This window comes from Neobacillus bataviensis LMG 21833, assembly GCF_000307875.1.
Lineage (GTDB): Bacteria > Bacillota > Bacilli > Bacillales > Cytobacillaceae > Neobacillus > Neobacillus bataviensis.
Map to the genome: position 1 here is coordinate 1 of NZ_AJLS01000188.1, position 22,440 is coordinate 22,440.

Annotated in this window: 18 protein-coding genes; 5 read left to right on the forward strand and 13 right to left on the reverse strand. The window is 40.9% G+C overall.

What is annotated here, in order from left to right; genetic code table 11:
• Window positions 1-288: 288 nt before the first annotated feature.
• The 6 genes from bacA to BABA_RS25640 form a co-directional block, all read right to left on the reverse strand.
• Entirely contained in the window at window positions 289-1,083 is a 795-nt protein-coding gene (bacA, locus tag BABA_RS25615; protein ID WP_007088191.1) for an undecaprenyl-diphosphate phosphatase, read from the reverse strand.
• Between the two features lie 243 nt (window positions 1,084-1,326).
• Window positions 1,327-2,856, reverse strand: coding sequence for an alkyl hydroperoxide reductase subunit F (gene ahpF, locus BABA_RS25620; RefSeq protein ID WP_007088192.1), 1,530 nt, complete (start codon window positions 2,854-2,856; stop codon window positions 1,327-1,329).
• A 13-nt stretch (window positions 2,857-2,869) separates the two neighbouring features.
• Window positions 2,870-3,433, reverse strand: coding sequence for an alkyl hydroperoxide reductase subunit C (ahpC, locus tag BABA_RS25625; RefSeq protein ID WP_007088193.1), 564 nt, complete (start codon window positions 3,431-3,433; stop codon window positions 2,870-2,872).
• A gap of 232 nt (window positions 3,434-3,665) precedes the next feature.
• Complete coding sequence (locus BABA_RS25630) at window positions 3,666-4,970, reverse strand: alpha/beta hydrolase family protein (protein ID WP_007088194.1); 1,305 nt, start codon at window positions 4,968-4,970, stop codon at window positions 3,666-3,668.
• Window positions 4,971-5,162: 192 nt separating this feature from the next.
• Window positions 5,163-5,591, reverse strand: coding sequence for a DUF3021 family protein (locus BABA_RS25635; RefSeq protein WP_007088195.1), 429 nt, complete (start codon window positions 5,589-5,591; stop codon window positions 5,163-5,165).
• Window positions 5,592-5,605: 14 nt separating this feature from the next.
• Window positions 5,606-6,043: a LytTR family DNA-binding domain-containing protein gene (locus BABA_RS25640; protein WP_007088196.1), complete on the reverse strand. Its 438-nt coding sequence runs from the start codon at window positions 6,041-6,043 to the stop codon at window positions 5,606-5,608.
• A 306-nt stretch (window positions 6,044-6,349) separates the two neighbouring features.
• Here BABA_RS25640 and BABA_RS25645 point away from each other — a divergent pair, with 306 nt between their 5' ends.
• The gene (locus BABA_RS25645; protein WP_007088197.1) at window positions 6,350-7,948 is read left to right on the forward strand and encodes a glucose PTS transporter subunit IIA; all 1,599 of its coding nucleotides are present in this window, start codon (window positions 6,350-6,352) and stop codon (window positions 7,946-7,948) included.
• 84 nt (window positions 7,949-8,032) lie between these two features.
• Here the strand turns inward: BABA_RS25645 and BABA_RS25650 are convergent, their stop codons facing one another.
• Complete coding sequence (locus tag BABA_RS25650) at window positions 8,033-8,434, reverse strand: cytochrome c oxidase subunit II (RefSeq protein WP_007088198.1); 402 nt, start codon at window positions 8,432-8,434, stop codon at window positions 8,033-8,035.
• Between the two features lie 284 nt (window positions 8,435-8,718).
• Between BABA_RS25650 and BABA_RS25655 the strand changes: the two genes are divergently transcribed.
• Together BABA_RS25655 and BABA_RS25660 are read left to right on the forward strand one after the other, a co-directional pair.
• The gene (locus BABA_RS25655) at window positions 8,719-10,197 is read left to right on the forward strand and encodes a multicopper oxidase family protein (protein WP_007088199.1); all 1,479 of its coding nucleotides are present in this window, start codon (window positions 8,719-8,721) and stop codon (window positions 10,195-10,197) included.
• A gap of 161 nt (window positions 10,198-10,358) precedes the next feature.
• Window positions 10,359-11,507, forward strand: coding sequence for a PQQ-dependent sugar dehydrogenase (locus BABA_RS25660; RefSeq protein ID WP_007088200.1), 1,149 nt, complete (start codon window positions 10,359-10,361; stop codon window positions 11,505-11,507).
• A 49-nt stretch (window positions 11,508-11,556) separates the two neighbouring features.
• Here the strand turns inward: BABA_RS25660 and BABA_RS25665 are convergent, their stop codons facing one another.
• The 5 genes from BABA_RS25665 to BABA_RS25685 all read right to left on the reverse strand — a co-directional run bounded on the left by BABA_RS25665 (window position 11,557) and on the right by BABA_RS25685 (window position 18,828).
• Window positions 11,557-13,806, reverse strand: coding sequence for an outer membrane protein assembly factor BamB family protein (locus BABA_RS25665; protein ID WP_007088201.1), 2,250 nt, complete (start codon window positions 13,804-13,806; stop codon window positions 11,557-11,559).
• Window positions 13,807-13,921: 115 nt separating this feature from the next.
• The gene (locus BABA_RS25670) at window positions 13,922-15,334 is read right to left on the reverse strand and encodes a LysM peptidoglycan-binding domain-containing protein (protein WP_007088202.1); all 1,413 of its coding nucleotides are present in this window, start codon (window positions 15,332-15,334) and stop codon (window positions 13,922-13,924) included.
• A gap of 139 nt (window positions 15,335-15,473) precedes the next feature.
• Window positions 15,474-16,475, reverse strand: coding sequence for an NAD-dependent epimerase (locus BABA_RS25675; RefSeq protein ID WP_007088203.1), 1,002 nt, complete (start codon window positions 16,473-16,475; stop codon window positions 15,474-15,476).
• Window positions 16,472-17,764, reverse strand: coding sequence for a hypothetical protein (locus BABA_RS25680; protein ID WP_007088204.1), 1,293 nt, complete (start codon window positions 17,762-17,764; stop codon window positions 16,472-16,474). Before BABA_RS25680 ends, BABA_RS25675 begins: the two co-directional genes overlap by 4 nt.
• Window positions 17,761-18,828: a glycosyltransferase gene (locus BABA_RS25685; protein WP_007088205.1), complete on the reverse strand. Its 1,068-nt coding sequence runs from the start codon at window positions 18,826-18,828 to the stop codon at window positions 17,761-17,763. Before BABA_RS25685 ends, BABA_RS25680 begins: the two co-directional genes overlap by 4 nt.
• Window positions 18,829-18,962: 134 nt before the next feature.
• Between BABA_RS25685 and BABA_RS25690 the strand changes: the two genes are divergently transcribed.
• Window positions 18,963-20,012, forward strand: coding sequence for an LLM class flavin-dependent oxidoreductase (locus tag BABA_RS25690; protein WP_007088206.1), 1,050 nt, complete (start codon window positions 18,963-18,965; stop codon window positions 20,010-20,012).
• 241 nt (window positions 20,013-20,253) lie between these two features.
• Here BABA_RS25690 and rluF read toward each other — a convergent pair whose 3' ends face one another.
• Complete coding sequence (gene rluF, locus BABA_RS25695; RefSeq protein WP_211214214.1) at window positions 20,254-20,970, reverse strand: 23S rRNA pseudouridine(2604) synthase RluF; 717 nt, start codon at window positions 20,968-20,970, stop codon at window positions 20,254-20,256.
• A 227-nt stretch (window positions 20,971-21,197) separates the two neighbouring features.
• Here rluF and BABA_RS26225 point away from each other — a divergent pair, with 227 nt between their 5' ends.
• The gene (locus tag BABA_RS26225; protein ID WP_007088208.1) at window positions 21,198-22,421 is read left to right on the forward strand and encodes a L,D-transpeptidase family protein; all 1,224 of its coding nucleotides are present in this window, start codon (window positions 21,198-21,200) and stop codon (window positions 22,419-22,421) included.
• Window positions 22,422-22,440: the final 19 nt, after the last annotated feature.

The window sequence follows — 22,440 nt, forward strand, 5'->3', positions numbered from 1 at the left end:
TTTTAGACTAACTTTAAAATAGCCGGAATCTTTCCGTCTATATAAGCTATTTTCAGTTCTATTTCCTAATTAAGAGAAATTTCTCCGCTTATTTATCAAACTCGCTTTAGCGTCTAATGAACTTGTACAACTTATGGACAATTTTGTGAAAAAGGGGAATTTAAAAAAGACTTAGAGATATTTGCAACTCTAAGCCTTTTTGACTGTGAAATATACTGTGAAGTTTATGTGATTTACCGTTTTGCATCTCACAAGTAAACCCGTTACTAAAATATCCAATCGCCATTATTAAAGAATGACAAATACAATGAATAGGGCAGCCAATACAATTCGATAATAAGCAAATACGGTTAAACCAATCTTGCCTAGTATTTTAAGGAACAATACTGCTACAACCATTGCTACAACAAATGCAGTGATAAAGCCAATGGCGAACATAGGAATGTCACTTGTATGTAAAAAATGTAAACTTTTTACAAGATCCAAGCCTGTTGCACCGACCATAATAGGAAGGGCGACCAAAAAGGAAAATTCAGCTGATGTTTTATGATTTGCCCCAACTAGTAAACCCCCGGATATGGTAGAGCCAGCACGAGAAAAACCAGGGATTACGGCTAAGCATTGAAATAGTCCAATGGTAAAAGCTTGCTTATAGCTTAATTCATCGACTGTGGTAGAAGTGAAGGCTCTATGTTTCTTTTCAGCAAATATCATCAAAATTGCGCCTGCTATAAGGCTGATTACCACAACATTAGGTGAAAAAAGTGATTTTATGAAGTCGTGTAGTACTAGTCCTACGACTGCAGCAGGTAGGACACCTAATATGATGTGAATAGCATCTAATCTCTTTTCCGGTTTTCCAATGGAACTGAAATTTAATAGGGAAAGGAACCTTTTCCAAAATAGTACCAAAATAGCTAGCATGGAACCAAGTTGAATGATTACTTCAAATGTACTGGCTTTTTCACCCTCAAACCCTAATAAGTTACCCACTAAAATCATGTGACCAGTAGATGATATCGGCAAAAATTCAGTTAAACCTTCTACGATTCCTAATATAAATGCTATGATATGATCGCTCATGTTTTTTCCAATCCCTTCAATTGTTGTTCCGTATTTTACATCAAGAAGATACAACCTTTTTTCTAAAGATTTTACAAAAATACGAATTTCTGTCTTAGAAAGTATAGTATTTGACGCTATTTATTTCAAGTTCTATCAATAAATTTACACAAGATTAATATGGAATAAGTGCCTGTCACCTTATATAAAGAAAAATGGGACAAGGGGTATGACCCCTTGTCCCATTTTTGCTATGTTAATACATTAATTTCGGATGAGATAATCAAATGCACCTAAGGCTGCTGTAGCACCTGAACCCATGGAAATGATGATTTGTTTATAGGCGCTATCTGTACAGTCACCTGCAGCAAACACACCAGGGATGGTGGTAGCTCCATGCTTATCGACAATGATTTCACCCATTCTCGTACGTTCAATCGCTGTGTCTAACCAATCGGTATTTGGTACGAGACCGATCTGAACAAATACACCTTGTAATTCAATATGGTGCTCTGCTTCTGTTGCACGATCAATATAGGTAATACCGTTTACTTTGTCAGTCCCGGTAATTTCCTTTGTTTGAGCATTCTTAATAACCGTTACATTTGGAAGACTGTAAAGGCGGTCTTGCAGAACAGAATCAGCTTTCAGTTCTGGCGCAAATTCAATAACCGTTACATGCTTCACAATTCCTGCAAGATCAATCGCTGCCTCAATACCGGAATTGCCGCCGCCAATAACAGCAGCGTGTTTACCTGCAAATAATGGTCCGTCACAATGAGGGCAATATGCTACACCTTTGTTCTTAAACTCTGCTTCGCCTGGGACACCGACATTGCGCCAGCGGGCACCTGTTGAAAGGATGACGGTTTTGCTTTTTAGAACAGACCCGTTTTCTAGTTCAATTTCGATGAAGTCTTTCTTTTCTAAACGTTTGGCACGCTGTAAATTCATGACATCAACGTCGTATTCTTTTACATGTTCTTCAAGGCTTGCTGCAAGTTTTGGACCTTCTGTCTGCTTTACGCTAATAAAGTTCTCAATACCGAGAGTATCCATAATCTGACCACCAAAGCGATCAGCGACGATGCCCGTACGAATACCTTTACGTGCTGCGTAGATAGCTGCACTTGCACCTGCTGGGCCGCCCCCAACCACAAGGACATCAAATGGATCTTTATCAGCAAACTCTGATGCATCTGGAGTGCTGCCGACTTTTGCTAGAATTTCCTCAAGGGACATCCGGCCGCTGCCAAATGATTCCCCATTTAGGAATACTGTCGGTACAGCCATGATGCCTTTGCTTTCCACTTCTTCTTTAAATGCCGCCCCATCAATCATGGTATGTGAAATACCAGGGTTAAGAAGGCTCATCAAATTTAGTGCTTGGACAACATCAGGACAGTTGTGGCAGGTCAGGCTAATATAGGATTCAAAGTGATATTCACCTTTAATAGCTTTGATTTGATCAATGACCTTTTGTTCAACCTTTGGAGCTCTTCCACTCACCTGCAAAAGAGCCAATACTAACGAAGTAAATTCGTGACCAAGCGGAACACCGGCAAACGTTACCCCAGTGTCTTCACCGATACGATTTACACTAAAGCTCGGTGTCTTCTGTAATTGTGCATGTTCAACCTTAATGTTAGATGACATGGTGGCTATTTCATCCACTAGAGCCACCATGTCACGAGAAACGTCGTCAGAACCTGCGTTAACTTTAAGCAGGACATCGCCCTCCATCAATTGGAGATATTGGGCTAATTGTGCTTTTATATCTGCATCTAGTATCATTTGATTATGCTCCTTAAATTTTTCCTACAAGATCAAGGCTTGGCTTAAGTGTTGCAGAACCTTCTTTCCATTTTGCCGGGCAAACTTCTCCTGGATTGTTACGAACATATTGTGCTGCTTTAATTTTATTAATAAGTGTACTTGCATCACGGCCAATACCATCTGCATTAATTTCAACGGCTTGGATGATACCATCTGGGTCGATGATGAATGTACCACGGTCAGCTTGTCCTAGTTCTTCCACTAATACGTCAAAGTTACGAGAAAGGACATGTGCAGGATCACCGATCATAGTGTACGTAATCTTACCAATTGCTTCTGATGAATCGTGCCATGCTTTATGTGTAAAATGAGAATCGCGAGAAACAGAGAATACTTCTACTCCAAGTTGTTGTAGGGTTGGATATTGATCTTGAAGATCTTCTAATTCAGTTGGGCAAACAAATGTAAAGTCAGCTGGGTAGAAGCAAACGACGCTCCATTGTCCTCTGAAATCTGCGTCTGAAACCTCAAGAAATTCTCCATTTCTGTATGCTTGTGCTTTGAAGGGTTGTACTTCTTTTCCAATTAGTGACATAATAATAATTCCTCCTAAATGTATTTATTGAGAATTAAAGATAGCTAGTTGAGAACTTGCCTTCAATTAACGTATCCATAATTATCTTTAATTTATAATTATTATTATATAGGGTTAATTATTATTGTCAATAGAAATACAATAATTATTCTAATTAGATATTAATTTTTATATGGTTTTATTCTTGGTAAAATAGAAAAAGCAGAACTATATATAGTTCTGCCTATAAAAATCAATATGTCTCTTTGGAGGTAAAATGGCCAATGCCCTTTAATTTATCGTCAAAAAAGTTAAGAATTAGTTTATTTTCAGTTTCAATACAGTAATTTTGATCAATGTCGGCTTTTCCCCCTTGAATATAATTGGCAAGGATAGGAGAGAAAAGCGGAAAATCGGTCAAGCTTAAATGTTTTGCCCCTTTAAAATGAACAGTATTTGCATCTTTGAAGTGTTCATTATTGAGTTTGTTCGCTGCATAAGTGGAGTTGCTGTCGAGCTGTTCCCAAACATCGTCAGAATAAATGTTAAGCAGCGGGGTCTTAAAGTCTTCGTCGCGTGCCACAAAATCATCGATTTCTTTCTTATACACAAGGTCACTAAAGAACGGGGCGTCTATATTTACGACTGCAGCTATATCCTTACGCTCTCTCCCTAGCCAGACACTTGCTGCGCCGCCCATGGAGTGCCCGAACACACCAATTTTCTCTGTATTGATCTGTTGATAAATAGGATTATTGTCACTTTTGGCTTTTTCAAGGATTGTATCAATGACAAAATTCATATCGTCTGTTCTCAGCTTCATCCATTTTTGAATGGCCCCATAAAGTTCTTCCTTCGTGTAAATGCCATCTTTATTCATATCGTTGACTTCACGGTTATACTCTGTATTGATCATAGCCACTGTTCCATCCTCTGAACGGGTATAGAAGGAGTGATAGGGATGATCAATGGAAACAACTACATAACCATGGCTTGCAAGCTCTGTATAGGTAGAGGTATTACTTGATTTAATTCCGTATGCTCCATGTGAGAACACCAGTAGAGGGTATTTTCCATCTGCCTTTTTGGGATACCAAAATTCCACATTCACGAATCTGTTATCCCCTTTGTCGGTAAATTCCTCTATACGGTTTTTGTCAACGTATGTGTAAGTAGCGGTTGCTACTTCATAGGTACCTGTCACTTTTGGTGATTTATGCTGAGGGAAAACAACTGCGGGTGCAAGTGCAAATACCAAAGCCAATAACATAATAATGGATTTCCACACAATTTTGGAAGTTTTATATTTTTGGGTATTTGTTTTGTTACGGATCAGGGAAATGGCCGCTTTTACCGCTAAAATGAAAAGCAGTAGGGCAAACAGTACCCAGCGCAAACTCCATACAATCACCGATGAAAGTGTAAGAATGACAAATGCAATAAATATAGCAATCCTAATCCAATTCTTTATTTTTTTATGGTTTTGCTTCGTTACCATACAGTAGATTGCAAAAGCAATCTCAAAAATCAAAGCGAGCAATAATAGTAAAGTTCCCATAGTAATTACTCCACCTCTTTCGAGTAGTTTATTATGAAATCATCATATTAAATTGCTGAAAGGATGTATATAGAAAAAATGTAAGTTGTATCCACAGGCAAATAAGATGCAAAAAAAAGCGGTAAGCTTCATGGCTTACCACTTTATAATCTGTTGCAGACAACTGTTGTGTTAGGTTTTTATTGACTATTCCTAAGTGTCTTTCTTCAATGCCATTAGTTTTTCGTTGATTTTTTGGGCTTCTTTTTTATCCTTTTTCCATGACAGCAGACGAACAAGACAATAGATTACAGCAATTTGCAGTGCAAGAATGACTCCATCCAATGCATTATTCACCAGATCGAAAATGGTACCAATCGCAATCAATAAAATCTCCAAAGTGATAAAATGAATGGCAATTCGCAACCGTATTTTCTTCTCACTTAGATCATGAGGAGAATACAAAATAAATCCCAATAAAGCACTTAAAAATGAAAATGTCATCATGATATAAATTGACTTCAAATCAAAGGTCATATCGGGATAATATATTTGTCGCAAAATAGTAATCATAATGATGATGGATGCGAAGATCATCAAGAAATCCTTTATAATCTTTTGTACAAATTTAGACATCTTCATATGTATCCCACCTTTTACAAGCCAAGCATCTTTTTAAGGACAGGCACATACTGCCTTGATACAACAGCACGTTCCCCGTTATCAAGCACCGCTTCAAAGCGGCCGCTTATGGACGGAAAAATGGATGAAATTTTAGCCATGTTCAAAATAGTTGATTTCGATGCCCGAAAACAGTTCTTTTCTTTGCATAATTCCTCTAATTCATAAAGCTTTTGTTTTACCTCAAAAACGTTGTCCTTGCAGTAACCAAAAACCTTTCCGTCAACTGCCTCAAAATAATAGATATCACTAAGCTTAATACGGTGAACTCTATCATTTTGATTTCCGAGTAAAAGGAGGTCTTCGGTTTTCAGCTTGTTTACGATTTCGTATATTTCGTCATCTATCTCATGACATCTAATGAGGATTTCTTCTCCACGTTCTTTACTTATTTCTTCTATTGAAATTTTCACATTCTCACCCACGAAAATTTAAATTATTTCAGGTTCATATCCGTCCAGTAATTAAAGCTTTTGTTTTAGTTGTTTCTGTTGATAATGGGTATGAATTCATGTGGCAACCTCTTTCTTTTTTTAATATTATCATACTACTAATCAGATACTTAATAAATTTTTTAAAAAATATTCATGGGAGCGACCCATATTAATTCTATATTAAAAAAAATCGCAATTAAATTGGAAAAATGGAAATCATAAGATAAAGTCCCTGCTCAAGAAGTCGTTTATCTAACGCACTATTTCAAAAAAGGAGAACCATACATGAATGCGATTAAAACGAGCGATGCTTCTGCCGAAAAAAAAGAAACGGTCATGAATAAAGTTTTAGGAGTAATCAGTGGAAGTTTCGCGCCTATTTTAGGGGTACTTGCTGGATCTGGATTAATTTCAGCCTTATTATCCATTTTAACGACGGTAGGATGGTTATCTGCTAAAGGCGGAACCTATGCTATTCTTTCAGCAGCCGGACATGCTGTTTTTTATTTCTTCCCCGTTTTTCTCGGGATTACATCAGCCATAAAACTCGGAGCTAACGGCTATGTTGGTGGTGCGATCGGTGCGGCACTTTTGGACCCGCATTATATGGATTTAGTTCATTCTGGTGCTAAAAATGCAGATTTCTTAGGGATTCCGGTTATACTCGCTAGCTATTCCTCCACTGTTTTTCCCATCTTAATTGCTGTTTCAATTTATGCCATTTTAAATAAATTTTTGAATAAAGTCATTTACAAAGACTTGCAAATGTTTATTAATCCACTTATTTCATTAGTTGTTATTGTTCCTTTAACCATCCTTATTTTTGGTCCTTTTGGTACATATGTCGGTGAGGCAATCGGAATGGTTATCGACTTTTTAAGTTCAAAAAGCGGCCTTTTAACTGGGGCTGTACTGGGGGCGGGATGGACTTTCCTAACGATATTAGGCCTTCACTGGGCAGTAATTCCATTAGCGATTGCCAATCTTGCCAAAGGCGGCGACCCGATTATTGCGATGGCAGCTGCTGCACCTTTTGCTCAAATAGGGATGGCGATGGGGGTCTTTTTAAAAACGAAGGATAAGGACTTAAAGACGGTCACTGGATCAGGAATTGTTCCTGGTGCATTAGCAGGCACGACAGAACTGATCACTTATGGTGTCCTTGTCCGTTATAAACAAACGATGATCATTGTTGCAATAGCAGGAGCACTTGGTGGGGCGATCAATGGGGCACTTGGTATAAGGGCAACGGCATTTGCTCTTCCAAGTTTCTTATCTATTCCTGTTTTTTCACCGATAGGATTTTTTATCATCGGTGTGTTAACCGCTTTGGTATCAGCTATGGTTCTGACGCTTGTATTTGGATATGAAGGGAAAAACAATGCAGTGCCCGCCAAAACGGTGAAGGAATTTGGCCTAGCGAATGTAAAGAGAGAAACCATTTTAAGCCCATTAAGCGGGGAAATTGTTCCACTAAGCGAAATTAGCGATCCGCTTTTTTCAACTGAGATGGTGGGTAAAGGAATTGCGATTGAACCCACAAACGGCGAAGTAATCTCACCCGTTGATGGAACAGTTACGACTCTATTTCCAACCGAGCATGCCATTGGTATTACATCAGAAGATGGGGCTGAAATCTTAATTTGTATTGGGGTTGATACCATTAATTTAAAAGGTCAATATTTCACTTCTCAAGTAAAACAATGGGATACAGTGAAGAAGGGTGACTTGCTCATTCAATTTGACATTGAAAAAATTAAAGCTGCAGGATTTGATGTAAAAACTCCTGTAGTCATCACGAATACTAATCAATACATAGACGTTGTCCCAGCCATAGATGGGAAAGTCCAAGCAAAAGATGAATTAATCAGGTTGGTTGTATAAGGAAAGCGGAAGCGCCTTGGAGTTGAACAATCTTTTGGTGGAAAAAGGACAAAGGGAGATCCCCTTGTCCTGCTGATTTAGAACTTAGTCTATGACTTTTAGTGGAATTTTCATTGCGTCATGGTCTTCGGCAGCACCACATACAGTAGAACATTTTAATTCGTACTCCCCTGTTTTGTCTGCAGTAAACTCAGCAGGTTTGTCTGCAGTAAGGTTAATTCCTAATTCATCATTTTTTATGGTATGAACGCCTTCTTTGTTAACTAAATTAATTTTAACCTTATCTCCCTTTTTGATAACCAACTCTTTATCTGAAGTGAACTTCCAGTTCTTCGCAGTGATAGTGAATTCTCCTCCAGTTGCAGCTGTGGATGTTTCTGCGGTTTGATCTTGCTTGGCCGTTGTTTCTTCATCTGCCCCACCGCATGCAGCTAAGCCTAATGTTAAGGCAGCTGATACTACTAGTAAACTAAGAATCTTCTTCATGGTATGTAGTCTCCTTTTTTCTGAAACTGACTAAACAGATGATGAGCTTTAGTGTCTCATATTCCTCCCTGTTTGCCACTTTCATTTTAAGGTGCCCCTCATTCCCTTTCCTTGATTTATATCAATTTTTTAGAAATATTTATGTTAATCAATGCTTTACGTATTGTGATACCATTAAGAATGGAAATAAAGGATAACAAAGATCATGAAGGGGATGTAGTGCATCGTTAATTCTATGATATAACACGAACTTTTGCTGAACTAGAAAGGAAGAATGAGATAAATTGAAGACTTACAAATATATTTTTGGCTTACTGTTACTAGTAGTTGTTTTCGGACTTAGCGGCTGCAAGGATGAAAAGCCAGTAACAAATGTAGGGAAGTTACACTTTGAGAATCCATTGAAACTCCCGCAACTTGTTGAGCCTACAATTGCATCTGATGGGACAAAACATTTTACTTTAACGATTCAAACAGGAACAACGGAATTTTTACCGGGTAAAATGACAGATACATGGGGAATCAATGGTTCGTACCTTGGTCCAACTGTTAAGGTTTCTCGCGGTGATCACGTAACGATGGATGTTGTAAATAAGTTGGACGAGCCATCAACATTGCACTGGCATGGAATGAAATTACCGGCGGCCATGGACGGAGGCCCGCATCAAATGATTGAAGCGGGAGGAACATGGTCTCCCAATTGGACAATTGATCAGCCGGCAGCAACGACCTGGTACCATCCTCACATACATGGAAAAACTGCACAACATATATATCGGGGTCTTGCCGGCATGTTTCTGATAGATGACGAGGATTCCAAGAAATTACCTTCTGATTATGGTGTCAATGATATTCCACTCATTGTACAGGATAAATTGTTTACTAGTGATGGTCAGTTATCGGAGAAAGATGATACTACCTTTGGCACACTTGGCAATGAAATACTTGTAAATGGAACATATGACCCATATGTTAAAGTCACAGCTAGTCAGGTTCGTTTTCGGTTGCTAAATGCTTCGAATGCAAGAGCCTATGATTTTGGTTTTACAGATGATCGATCCTTTAAGGTTGTTGCAAATGATGCAGGCCTGCTGGAAAAGCCGGTTACATTGGATCGTGTCATGTTAAGTCCAGGAGAACGTGCGGAGATCGTTGTCACATTTAAGCCAGGAGAGGAAACCATTCTCCATAGTTACAGCAGCGGCAGCGGGATTGAAAATGGTGAATTTGATTTGTTAAAGGTGGTTGCTGCTTCAAAATTAACAGAGTCAGCTCCAATTGCTAAGCAGCTTTCCAGCATTCCGCCAATAAAGGCTCCAAAGGATGCGAAGGTACGTCAATTTAAACTGACGATGAAATCCGAGATCAATGATAAAAAAATGGATATGAATCGAATTGATGAGGTTGTCCCAGCTGGAACCAAAGAAATATGGGAAATTAACAACTTTGGCTCGTCCCATAACTTTCATATTCATGATGCGGCATTCCGCGTACTGGACGTAAACGGCAAGAAGCCACCGGAGTATGAACGAGGAAGAAAGGATACCGTGTTTATTCCTAATGGGGCAACAGTTAGACTTGCCGTGGAATTTGGGAACTATCCCGACCAAAATCATCCGCTCATGTATCACTGCCATCTATTACGGCATGAAGATGACGGCATGATGGGCCAATTCTTACTAGTAGAGCCAGGTACAGAATCACAAATATCAACGAAACTGCCTAAAACCGATACTGAATATCAACATAATGGCCATCATTAAAAATGTAATTTTGGAATACTTTCTAAAGGGATTAACTCGAAAAAAAAAGTTAGTTCCTTTTTTTGTATGAAAAATACTGAATATGGGACTTGATAGGAGTTTGAATAATCTGAAATATGACTACACTATTAGTGAATATTATTTTTATTTGAGGTGGTATTTTGAAAAGGTCAGTAATTTATAGTGCCCTGGGAATTGTTCTAGCGGCGGGATTAGGGTTTACATTTTTTGGTCTTGATAAAGATGAGGCAAACGAAGCCGGTAAAAAGAAGGACTCCTTTCATCAGGATGCGAATGAGGTTATGAAAAAGGCAGTAGAGGTAGCGGTTTCAGATGATGGAAGTATCAATGCAAATCATTTGAATATCCCCTGGACCGTTAACAAGAATGGAAGTTTGTTTTTCTTAAGTCAGCGGGAAGGCTCGGTCATTCAAATTGACGGAGACCTTGGCTTAGTAAAAGTGCAGGATGTAAAGGTTTCAAAGGATATTTTTCATGAAGGGGAAGGTGGTTTCCTCGGCTTTACATTAGCACCTGATTTTGCAACATCGAAGAAAGGCTTTGCTTTTCATACGTATCAAAAGGATGGTAAATCCTTGAACAGAATTGTTTCATTGAAACTCGAAAACGATACGTGGAAAGAAGACAAAATCCTTTTGGAAGGGATTCCCGGTGGTGAGAAAAATAGCGGTGGAAGGATTAAAATCGGGCCGGATGGGATGTTATATGCCACCACTGGTGATGTTGGAAAATCAGAAAATGCGCAAAATGTTGATAACCTGGCTGGAAAAATTTTACGAATGACTGTAAATGGCGATGTTCCTGCCGATAATCCATTTAAAAATTCGTATATTTACTCCTATGGCCACAGGAACCCTCAGGGATTAGCATGGGATGATAATGGAAAACTCTATAGTTCCGAGCACGGAGAATCGGGGCATGATGAAATTAACCTAATTCAAGCAGGAAAAAACTATGGCTGGCCCGTTGTTCAGGGGGATGAAGAAGCAGAAGGCATGATGAAGCCGATTCTTCAATCCGGTGATAACACGTGGGCGCCATCCGGAATGGCCTTCAATGATGGGAAACTGTATGTTGCTTCGTTAGCAGGCAAGAAGATTTTTACGTATGACGTTGCAAGTAAACAATTCCAAGAGTTTTTCGCAGATGCAGGCAGATTACGGGATGTGCTGGTTGATAAAGATGAATTATTTACGATTACCAGCAACCGTGACAAACGCGGGAATCCCACTGATAAAGATGATCGCTTAATTCATCTATCCCTATCAGAAAAGGCATCCACAAATTAAAATTAAGAGAAGGTAATCATCCCGTTTAACGGTCTGATTACCTTTTCTTTTATTTACTGCCTAGGCTCTTTACATATTCAGCCACTGATTTGATTTCATCAGCTGACAACGTATCCTTAAATGGCGGCATCTGGCCCTTTCCATTTGTTACCTGTTTGATGATGGCGTCTAGGTCCATTTTTGTTTTCTGTAAATTTGGGCCATTATGTCCGCCTGCTCCTTCGGCTCCATGGCAGGCCAAGCAATTATTTTTATAGATACTTTCTCCAGCTGACACGTTCGTTTTAGTTTTGTCATTATTTGAGGCTTTCTGCTTTTCTGTCTTGGCAGCCGTATTCTTGACTGGTGATGTATTAATTTTATTCTTAGGAATATCCTTTACAGACCCATATTTCCCCTCTAATGAGAAGGTATAAATTTTATCACCATGTTTTGAACCTGCAAGCGTATTTCCTGCAGCAAAGATGGAAATGTATTGCTTTCCATTGACTTCATATGTGATTGGCGGAGCATTTGCGCCAGCATCCATTTTAAACTCCCATAATTGATCCCCATTTGTTGCATCGTAAGCAATAATCCGCCCGTCATTATGACCAGTAAATACCAGATTCCCTTTGGTTGTTAAAAGGCCGCTATAGGCAATCGCATCCCACTTCTTTTGCCAAACGATCTTATTCGTTTTAATATCGAGCGCAGTCACGGTGCCACGGCTTGGGGATTTCTTGACCGGCTGCCAGACACTTCCAATATACTCTTTCCCTTCCTTAAATCGCTCATCTTCGTCTTCACCATAATGAGCATAGGCAAAATAGTTATCGTTGCCTAATACGTAAAAGTACTCTGTGTTCGGGTTATAGGCAGATGGTGGCCAGTTTGCTCCCCCTTGTGGCGACGGTTTAAGAGTCATCGGTTTATCCCAAAACGGAGTAAAGATACTGCCGAAATCACCCTTAAAGTCCTTTGGCAGATCGCGTTTAACATCTTCTTCCGTAACCACCTGCGGTACAAAGGCATCTCCAATTGGAAATGGCTGTGTAGGGGAGGTTTTTTGGTTGGCATTTTGTGGTACAGGTTTTTCCTCAATACCAATAAGCGGCTCCCCGTTTGCCCGATCCAAAATGTAAAGCCATCCTGTTTTCCCAGCCTGGGCCATTCCTTTTCTCATTTGGCCTTTCATTTTTACATCAAATAGAACGACAGGGTTGGATGGGTCCATATCCCAGATATCATGGTGCACCTCTTGGAAGTGCCATTTATATTCTCCTGTGTTGGCATCAAGTGCAAGAATCGAGTTTGCAAATAGATTATCCCCTTCTCTATTGCTGCCATCTAAGTCGGGGGAGGTATTCCCAGTTGAAAAATAAATCAGTCCTAAATCCGGGTCAATTGCTGGAGTCTGCCAAACGGGCGCACCGCCAGTCAGCCAGTTTTTGCTATCCTTCGGCCAGGTTTCACTTCCCTTTGCACCTGGAGCCGGAAGCGTATAGGATCTCCAAATTTGTCTGCCAAGCTCTGAATCATATGCGGCTACATAGCCCCTAATTCCATACTCGCCACCGGCAACACCCGTATAGACCTTTCCATCATAATAGAGGGGAGCGCTTGTAATCGTATATCCCTTTTCCCAATCATCAACCCTTGTTTCCCATACTACCTTTCCGGTCTTTTGATCTAACGCAACCAGTCGTGCATCCAGTAATCCCACATATACTTTGCCGTCTCCTATTGCTACACCGCGGGTTGTCCACCCACAGCAGACAGTGTTTAGACCATTTGCAATTACAGGTCGATATTCCCAAATCATTTTTCCTGTCTTCACATCGAGGGCTTGAACTTGGTTGGCCCCGGTAATCGTGAACATCACCCCATCATAGACAAGCGGGGTTGCTTCGCCTGAATATTTAAATTCTACACCTGAACCTAAGCTTGTGACCCATTCTACCTTCAAATTCTTTACATTTGAGGCTGTGATTTGCTCAAGCGAAGAATATCTACTATTACGAATATCTCCGCCATGCGTTGGCCAATTTCCGGCTGATGGTGCGGTCAGTTCATTAGCTGCAAACTTTGGGGCAATCTTCCCTTTGTACTCCATATGCTGATACGCACGATAGTCAGTGCCAGCCAACTGTTCCTTCGACCCATGATCATCAGCATTCGGTGTACTGTCCTCGCCCTTGTTTTCTTGTTGTGCCGACTTGGGCTCATTCTTCTTATTTTTCTCTGCCTTATGTGTAGTCGTACACCCGGCAACAATCAGAAGTAATAATACAATAAAAATCCAACCAGACCTTTTCAACTATTTCCACTCCTTTCAATTCTTTTTCTGTAATTTACCCGTAAAGGGATAAAATAATGAATGGGTTTTTACGAAAAAGAAGAGAAGGAGGTTTATTTCGGATAAAAGCGTTGTGTTACATCAGCTTTATAAGAGTAAAATTGTCCTTCAATAATGCCCAGTTCTGTGGATATGGATAACCCAATGCCCAGTAACTTACACCGCGCAGATTATAATCTTTGACCATATCGAACTTGGCTTGTGCGCTTCTTGCATCTTCAAACCAAACCTCATGACCTTGACCTTTTTCATCTACGTAGCGGAAGAATGGAGACTGTGCGGTTGTGTCATATTGGATGGTGGCACCATACTTTACGGCGCGACGGATGGCTTCTTGTGGACTGAAGGTCTCGGCTTCTTGGCCTTTCACATGGGGGATGCGCCAATCACGTGCATAAATTTGAAAGCCTAAAAAGATTTTTTCCGCTGGCATAACCGTTAGGGCATATTCCACCACTCTTCTCATTTGGTTAATGGGGGAAATAGCTTGTGGCGGGCCGAGCCGGTACCCCCATTCATAGGTCATCAGCACGACAAAGTCAGCAATTCTCCCATGTGCCTCATAGTCGTGTGCTTCATATAAAAGACCTGCTTGAGAACCGCCAACCTTTGGTGCGAGCGCGGTTGAGACAAAATATCCTTTTGGATGGAGGCGGTTAACTGCCAGCTGGACAAACTGATTATATAGCTCACGGTCGGCGGGTAAAACATTCTCAAAATCAATGTTTAATCCCTTATACCCTTTACTATCCATTACTTGAAGAATGCTGGTGAGGATTTTTTCTCTTATCTCCGGACTTGCCAAAATAGTATGAGCCACATTTGACCCAGCGTGGGAGGATGTGAAGTTGGTGACAGACATCATGGGTACAACATTTTTCGATAATGAGGCCTTAATCATTGCTTCATCCTTCACCGGATTTAATGTTCCATCTTCGGCGATAAGGTAGGCAAATGGGCTAAAATAAGTAAGCATGTTTCCAATTTCATTAAGGGTTTGGACGGCTGCATCACTCGGTTGATACGTATAGGCATTCACTTCAATAGTTGGCTTTGCCCTTGGGATAGCTAAATGTAAGCCAGGATAAATGACATTTGGGTTTTCAATTTGATTTTCATCTATGATTGCTTGCACCGTGGTACCGTAGCGGCTGGCGATTTGCCATAACGCTTCCCCGGATTGGACAGTATGGGTAATCGGTGGAATGAAAAGTGTACTTCCCGGATATAAAAGATTCGGGTTTGTTAAATTGGTTGCTTGGACAATCGATTGAATCGTAACCCCGTACTTTTGCGCGACCTGCCATAATGTTTCCCCGTATTTAACTGTGTGAGTAGTACCAGCCTTAGGAATAACAAGAGATTGGCCAATCACTAACTGATTTGGGTTCTGCAACTCATTGATTTTTACAATTGAATTCACAGTAACTGCATTTTGATTTGCAATTTGCCAGAGCGTCTCGCCGCTTCTAACAACATGTATAATCATACACACTCCTCCATAGGCATTTTCATTAAGGTACTATATGTAAAAATAAGTAAAGATGTGTAATCATTTAGAAGCAAAAAGGGGGGCTCTTGCTGTCTGCTATTTCAATGAAGCAAGAGAAACGTCCCCACGATTTACCTTAATGATACCTTTTATACCAATCCACAAAATGTGTTAAGCCTATTTCTATGTTTGTTGCTGGGGAGTATCCGGTATCGTTTTGTAAGTCTGTAATGTCTGCATAGGTTTCTTTCACATCTCCCGGCTGCATTGGTGCGAATTTCATTTTTGCCTTTTTGCCAATTAACCGTTCTAATATACGGATAAAATCCATTAACTTTACGGGTTGATGATTGCCGATATTATATATTTTATAGGGTGCAAAGCTTGAGCCTGGGTCAGGATTTTGCCTGTCCCAGCTTTGGTTGCCTGTTGGCGGTTGGTCAAGTAAGCGGATAATTCCCTCCACAATATCATCAATATAGGTAAAGTCCCTGCTCATATCCCCATTATTGAATACTTTAATGGTATTGCCTTCGACTATATCTCTAGTGAAAGAGTAATAAGCCATGTCAGGTCGCCCCCATGGTCCATATACCGTAAAGAAACGAAGTCCTGTCGTTGGAATCTGATACAAATGACTGTACGTATGTGCCATCAATTCATTTGCCTTTTTTGTGGCAGCGTATAGGCTTAGGGGGTGGTCGACCCCATCTTTGGTGGAAAATGGACTAGTTGTATTGGCTCCATAGACAGAACTTGATGAGGCATAAATCAAGTGTGTTACCTTATGATGCCTGCAGGCCTCTAAAATCTCCATAAACCCGACAAGGTTGGAATGAACATAGGAATGTGGGGCGGTTAAACTGTAGCGTACCCCCGCTTGTGCAGCCAAGTGAATAACAGTGGTTATGGCTTTATCGGTAAAAAGCTGATTGATTTTACCCCGATCAGCCACATCCATTTGGTAAAATTCAAACTGGGCATGGTTTTCTACCATTTTTAGCCGGTCTTTTTTTAAGGTGACATCATAATAGTCATTTAGATTATCAATACCAATCACATGATACCCATCAGCTAATAGTCTTTTTACTAGATGGAACCCAATAAACCCCGCTGCGCCTGTCACTAATATGGTCATTTTTTTCGACCGTGTTCTTTTTTGTGATGGTGTCCAGATCTCCGATGGTGTTCTTTTTTTCGATGGGCTGGCTTTTTCTTGCCTTGTTCCTTGTCTTTACTGATGCCCGCATTCCCTTCCATTTCTGGATGCGTGAGTGGGATCGGTGTTTTTGTCCATTCAGCATAAGTGTCAGGGTCAAGGATCTTTACTTGTTCAAGAAAGGAGTCTAAAAAGTTCCTCTCATGCAGGTTTTGAAATAGCTCAAGCGGTCTATCTTGTTCACGGGAGAAGGAATACACGTGATCAACCATTTTAAAACCAGTATTAGTAACAATAATATGCCTTAGGGGGGTATCTATTTGCTTAAAACCTGATTGTTTCATCGTTGTTAAAATATCCAGCAATTGTCTTGTGATCTCTTCGGATAGTGCGGCTTGTTTTTTTAGAAAAGTATTTAAGTCAGGTCCCTGCAGGTATTCCATTACGATATAATTGGTGCCTGTTTCATGGACTTTTGGAATAAAGGACAAGTCTTGAGTAGATAATAGCACCTCTTGTTCCTGCTTGGCATTCTCTGGTTTGCCATATATTTTTACACATTTGTCTTCCGAAAGCCGATAAACTGCACCCTGATGGCCTTTTCCAATAAGTGGTTGTGTGACGGCACTCTCAACCTTTACCCCTTCTCCTGATCCTCCAGAAGTCACGGGAATATCTTTATAATCAAGGCTGTTGTCGTGAAAACACGTCTCCCATTCAGCAAATGTCTTCGGTTCAAGCTCTTGTACTTGTTCTAAAAAGGATTCCTTTAAGAGAATAATGTTCAAATCCCTCAATAATTTTAGCGGGACTGGATGGATTCGTTTGAAGGCATTTACGTGGTCAATTACTTTAAGCTCTTCATTTTCCAAAACAAAAATATGACGAAGCGGGGCATCCACCATCGTGAAATGTGCCTCTTTCATTTCTTTTAAAATGGCAAGCAATTTCTTGGCAATCGATTTAGGAATATACGTGCAATTTCTAAGATACTCTCTTAACGTTGGCGCGTTAAAGTATTCCATAACAATATAGTTTGACCCTGTTTTATATACTTTAGGGAAAAAGGATAAATGCTCCCCTGCATGGAGGGCTTCAGCTTCCATTTTTGCTTGCAGCAGGTCAACGTATATTTTTACACATTTATCCTCTGATAGTTTAAATACAGCACCTTGAGAGCCTATTCCAATCAGCGGATAGTTTGTTGGGTTATCTATCTCCAAGGTTTTTACCCCTTTGGTCACTTTAATGGATGTAAATTCCTTCATCGCGATCCCCCTAGAAGTTCATCATAATAGTTGGCTTGCTGCAAGAGCTGTTTTTTAAGATCAAAGGCTTGTTCAATTTTACTCCGGGCTGCTAGTGAATATCTTTGCCACAATCTTCTGTTCGTTAACATAAACTCTAGAGCTGCTGCCAATTCGTCAATGTTATTCTCCTTTGCCAGATACCCTTCTTTCTTGTGGGTGACTAGCTCCGGGATGCCTGCATGCGTGGTTGAAATGACCGGAACACCGGTCGCCATTGCTTCTTTCAACGTATTCGGAATGCCCTCTACATCACCATTCGCTGCTTCTAAGCTGGCTGCACAAAACAAATCTGAATTCACCAGGTGCTCTCTGACTTTGTCTTTAGGGAGATGATTCAATAGTCTAAAGGAATCTCCTAATTTCAGCTTACTGGCCAAATTCTTTAGTTCCTCTTCTAGTTCACCTCTACCGATGATGGTTAATGTAGCATTTGGAAATTTATCTCTAATCTTAGAAAAAGCCTTCATTAAGACATGGTGACCTTTTTTCTCTACTAATCTTCCAATCGATAAAATGTTTTGGGTTGTCCCTTTTGTTTGCGGTGAGCGGTATTTAAATTGGCTAAGATCCACACCGCCATAAAGCACTCTGATTTTTTCCGCAGGGCAGCCCCACGCCATGATTTTATCTGCTAAATATTGACAAACGGGAAAAAAGCGGTCACCTCGTTCAAATAACAATTTCATGTTTTCCACATAACCCACCGGCTGATTGGCAAGGGTGGCATCCCTGCCTCGAATACTAGTTACTAATGGTAGATTTACAGCCTTTTTAAAAGGAAGTAGGAGGATGCCTAATTGACCATGGTGAGCATGTAATAGGGAGGGATTATGCTTTTTGACAAATTCCTTTGCTGAAAAGATCCCATTGAGATAATAGACCTTTTCGTTAAGGAGTGAGAGGTCGACCATGTATTTTGGTTGCCGTACCAAGTGAATATAGTCGTACCTTGGAACCTCACGAATCTGTGAAATATATTGGGTCGGGTCAACCCTTAAATTTAGATGGATTGCTGTACGCAAATAAAACTTCTCCTTTCATTCATGGTGGACAAACTTATTTTATTTTCCAAATATGGTATGTATAATCAAAGAAAAGGCTTGGACAAATTACCATATAAGTAAAGTGAAATTATCGGGGGAAGCAGGGATTATGAATGGAGATAGGTATAAGTACATTTGTTGAGACGACGCCGGATGTTGAAACCGGAGAGGTGATTAGCCACGCACAAAGGTTGCGTGAAGTGGTGGAGGAAATTGTTCTTGCTGACCAAGTTGGGTTAGATATCTTTGGTGTCGGTGAACACCATCGCAAAGATTATGCGGCGTCTTCTCCTGCGATTGTATTGGCTGCGGCTGCATCACAGACGAAGCGGATCCGGCTGACGAGTGCCGTCACGGTGCTTTCTTCCGCGGATCCGGTACGGGTATTCCAAGACTTTGCCACACTTGATGCCGTATCGAATGGACGTGCAGAAATTATGGCGGGCAGGGGTTCCTTTATAGAATCGTTTCCGTTGTTTGGGTACGATTTAAAAGACTATGATGAGCTGTTTGATGAGAAGCTGGAGTTGTTGTTAAAAATACGGGAGTCTGAGAAGGTGACTTGGAGGGGCGGGCACCGGCCAGCGATCAACAATTTGGGCGTGTATCCTAGGCCGGTGCAGGATCCCTTGCCAGTATGGATTGGCAGCGGTGGAAATACACAATCGGTTATTCGCGCGGGGATGCTTGGATTACCACTGGTTTTAGCTATTATTGGAGGCCGACCGGTGCAGTTTGCACCGCTTGTTAAGCTCTATAAAAGGGCGGCAGCCCAGGCAGGTCATGACGTTTCAAAGCTGCCGGTTGCCTCTCATTCCCATGGCTTCATTGCCGAGGATACGGAGACGGCCGCTGATAAATTTTTCCCATCCACGCAGCAGGCCATGAATGTGCTGGGGCGAGAGCGTGGCTGGGGGCATTATGACCGCTCAAGTTTTGATGCTGCCCGAAATTTTGAAGGAGCACTATATGTTGGCGATCCGGAAACGGTTGCCGCGAAAATCATTCATCTTCGTAAAAATGTCGGCATTACACGTTTTATGCTGCACGTACCGGTTGGCTCCATGCCGCATATAGAGGTCATGAAGGCGATTGAACTGCTGGGAACAGAGGTGGCACCAAGGGTTCGGGAGGAAGTTGCAAAGTGGGAAGGGGAGCAGTGAACTAGGTAATAGATAAAATAGGTCTACGTGACCAAAACGGTTTTGGGACAAGGGAAAAGGCCACGTAGAAAGGGTCTACGTGACCAAAAAGGCTTTGGGACAAAGGAAAAGGTCACGTAGAAAGGGTCTACGTGACCAAAACGGCTTTGGGGCAAGGAAAAAGGTCACGTAGGAAGGGTCTACGTGACCAAAACGGTTTTGGGACAAGGGAAAAGGTCATGTAAAAATCCCCCCCGTTTTTTTACCATTCCTTAGGCTGGTAATGTAAATCATTAAATAGCTGCTGTTTTTCTATTTTTGATAAGTCCCGCCATTGTCCAATCGGCAGGTTTCCTAATTGGATATTCATAATCCGTATTCGCTGCAATCGTACTACCTCAAACCCAAGTGCGGAACACATCCGGCGAATTTGCCGGTTTAGGCCTTGGGTTAGAGTGATTTGAAAGACATATTTGGACATCTGAATAACTTTGCACGGGAGTGTTTTGGTATTTAATATTTCTACCCCTGCGGACATTTGTTTTAGAAAGTCAGGCGTAATCGGTCTGTCTACTGTAACAATATATTCCTTTTCGTGCTTGTTTTCTGCACGGAGAATTTCATTGACAATATCCCCGTCATTCGTCAGCAGGATCAAGCCATCTGAATCTTTATCTAAGCGTCCGATATGAAAAATCCGTAATGGATGATTGACGAAATCAACAATATTACCTTTTACATGTCTTTCCGTTGTGCTCGTAATACCGACAGGTTTATTTAAGGCAATATACACATAATTGTTTGTGACTTTAATGGGGGTGCCATCCATGCACACCTCATCCCCAGGCTCCACCTGACTGCCAATTAGCGCCACTTTCCCATTAATCGTGACTCTTCCTTCACTAATCAATTTATCCGCACCGCGTCTTGAGGCCTTTCCAGACTCACTAATAAACTTATTAATCCTAATCATAACCACAACCTTACGTACATAATCGTATGATTAAGAATACCGCAACCGCGGTTTGAATATCAAGTGGTGGTGCCTGACACCCTTTCTCCTATCATGATGTCGTAAACTAAAGACTTTCATCCTGCCCTTTTATATCCAATACCATAATATTACAATTTCTTCGCCGGATTATGACTAAATTTTCTAGAGTAAAATGTTACTTTAGTTGTAATAACATAATTGGAGAGATGGCGATGAAAAAAATTTCAGCTATTATGATCTTGTTCATGGGTTTCTTTCTCTTTGCAAGTCAAACCGATGCAAGTGGCAGCCAATTGATTATTATTAACAAAAAGACGAATACTCTTGCTTTTTATGATGGCGGTACCTTGGTTAAAACATTTAGAGTAGCAACAGGAAGGCAAGCCTCATTTACCCCGGAAGGGACATTTAAAATTGTGAATAAGATTAAGAATCGGCCATATTATACGAAGAATATTGCAGGCGGAGACCCTCGTAATCCCCTTGGTGACCGCTGGATGGGACTTGAAGCAAGAGGGACTTATGGTACAACGTACGGTATTCACGGCAATAGTAATGAGGGTTCGATAGGCGGATATGTTAGCTCCGGATGTGTCAGAATGCATAATCAAGAAATCCGATGGCTTTTCGACCAGGTACAGGTATACACGACGGTCGTCATTACCCGTTCTGACAACAGCTTTGATGCAATCGCCCAGGCTAGTGGATATATAGTGACAGTGCCTGCCAGTGCCGATAGTACCAACGGGATCATACCTGTGCAAAACGGCTGGATCCAAAATGGCAATAAAAAGTACTATTACGAGAACGGAGCCGTGAAGAAAGGCTGGCAAACCATAAGTGGGAAAAGATATTTCTTTGATGGAAATGGTGTCATAAAGACAGGCTGGCTTGAAGATGGTGGAAACAAGTACTTTTTTGATGCGGACGGAGTGATGAAAACAGGGTGGCTGGATGAGGGAGGAAACAGGTATTTTCTAGATTCAGCTGGCGTGATGAAAACAGGCTGGTGGGATGAAGGGGAAAAAAGGCACTTTCTTGACCCCACAGGTGTGATGAAAATAGGCTGGCTAGAGGATGGAGGCAAGAATTATTATTTTGACAATACAGGAGCGATGAAAACCAATTGGGTTGAAGAAGAGGGTAAGTGGTATTATTTTGACCAAACCGGTGTGATGATGACAGGCTGGGTCAATGATCAGGGTAAATGGTTCTATACCAATACCAGTGGCTTTGTAGATGCCTCAATTTTTATCCTAAATAGCCCTGACAATAATGGTGACAACAAGCCAAGCTGGTTGGATGCTTCGAGGGAACGATATTTCCAAAATAGTACAAGGGAATTGGTAATGAGTTGGGTAAAGTACGGGGAAAATTGGTACTATCTTTATGTAAGTAAAGAAATGGCTGAGAGTTCACAGATAGAAAGTTATTAAAATCCTCAAATAAAAAGCC

What these genes read in the sequence shown, in the direction of transcription:
- bacA (WP_007088191.1), bottom strand. Translation starts at nt 1,083, where the DNA reads ATGAGCGATCATATCATAGCATTTATATTAGGAATCGTAGAAGGTTTA.
- ahpF (WP_007088192.1), bottom strand. Translation starts at nt 2,856, where the DNA reads ATGATACTAGATGCAGATATAAAAGCACAATTAGCCCAATATCTCCAA.
- ahpC (WP_007088193.1), bottom strand. Translation starts at nt 3,433, where the DNA reads ATGTCACTAATTGGAAAAGAAGTACAACCCTTCAAAGCACAAGCATAC.
- BABA_RS25630 (WP_007088194.1), bottom strand. Translation starts at nt 4,970, where the DNA reads ATGGGAACTTTACTATTATTGCTCGCTTTGATTTTTGAGATTGCTTTT.
- BABA_RS25635 (WP_007088195.1), bottom strand. Translation starts at nt 5,591, where the DNA reads ATGAAGATGTCTAAATTTGTACAAAAGATTATAAAGGATTTCTTGATG.
- BABA_RS25645 (WP_007088197.1), top strand. Translation starts at nt 6,350, where the DNA reads ATGAATGCGATTAAAACGAGCGATGCTTCTGCCGAAAAAAAAGAAACG.
- BABA_RS25650 (WP_007088198.1), bottom strand. Translation starts at nt 8,434, where the DNA reads ATGAAGAAGATTCTTAGTTTACTAGTAGTATCAGCTGCCTTAACATTA.
- BABA_RS25670 (WP_007088202.1), bottom strand. Translation starts at nt 15,334, where the DNA reads ATGATTATACATGTTGTTAGAAGCGGCGAGACGCTCTGGCAAATTGCA.
- BABA_RS25675 (WP_007088203.1), bottom strand. Translation starts at nt 16,475, where the DNA reads ATGACCATATTAGTGACAGGCGCAGCGGGGTTTATTGGGTTCCATCTA.
- BABA_RS25680 (WP_007088204.1), bottom strand. Translation starts at nt 17,764, where the DNA reads ATGAAGGAATTTACATCCATTAAAGTGACCAAAGGGGTAAAAACCTTG.
- BABA_RS25690 (WP_007088206.1), top strand. Translation starts at nt 18,963, where the DNA reads ATGGAGATAGGTATAAGTACATTTGTTGAGACGACGCCGGATGTTGAA.
- BABA_RS26225 (WP_007088208.1), top strand. Translation starts at nt 21,198, where the DNA reads ATGAAAAAAATTTCAGCTATTATGATCTTGTTCATGGGTTTCTTTCTC.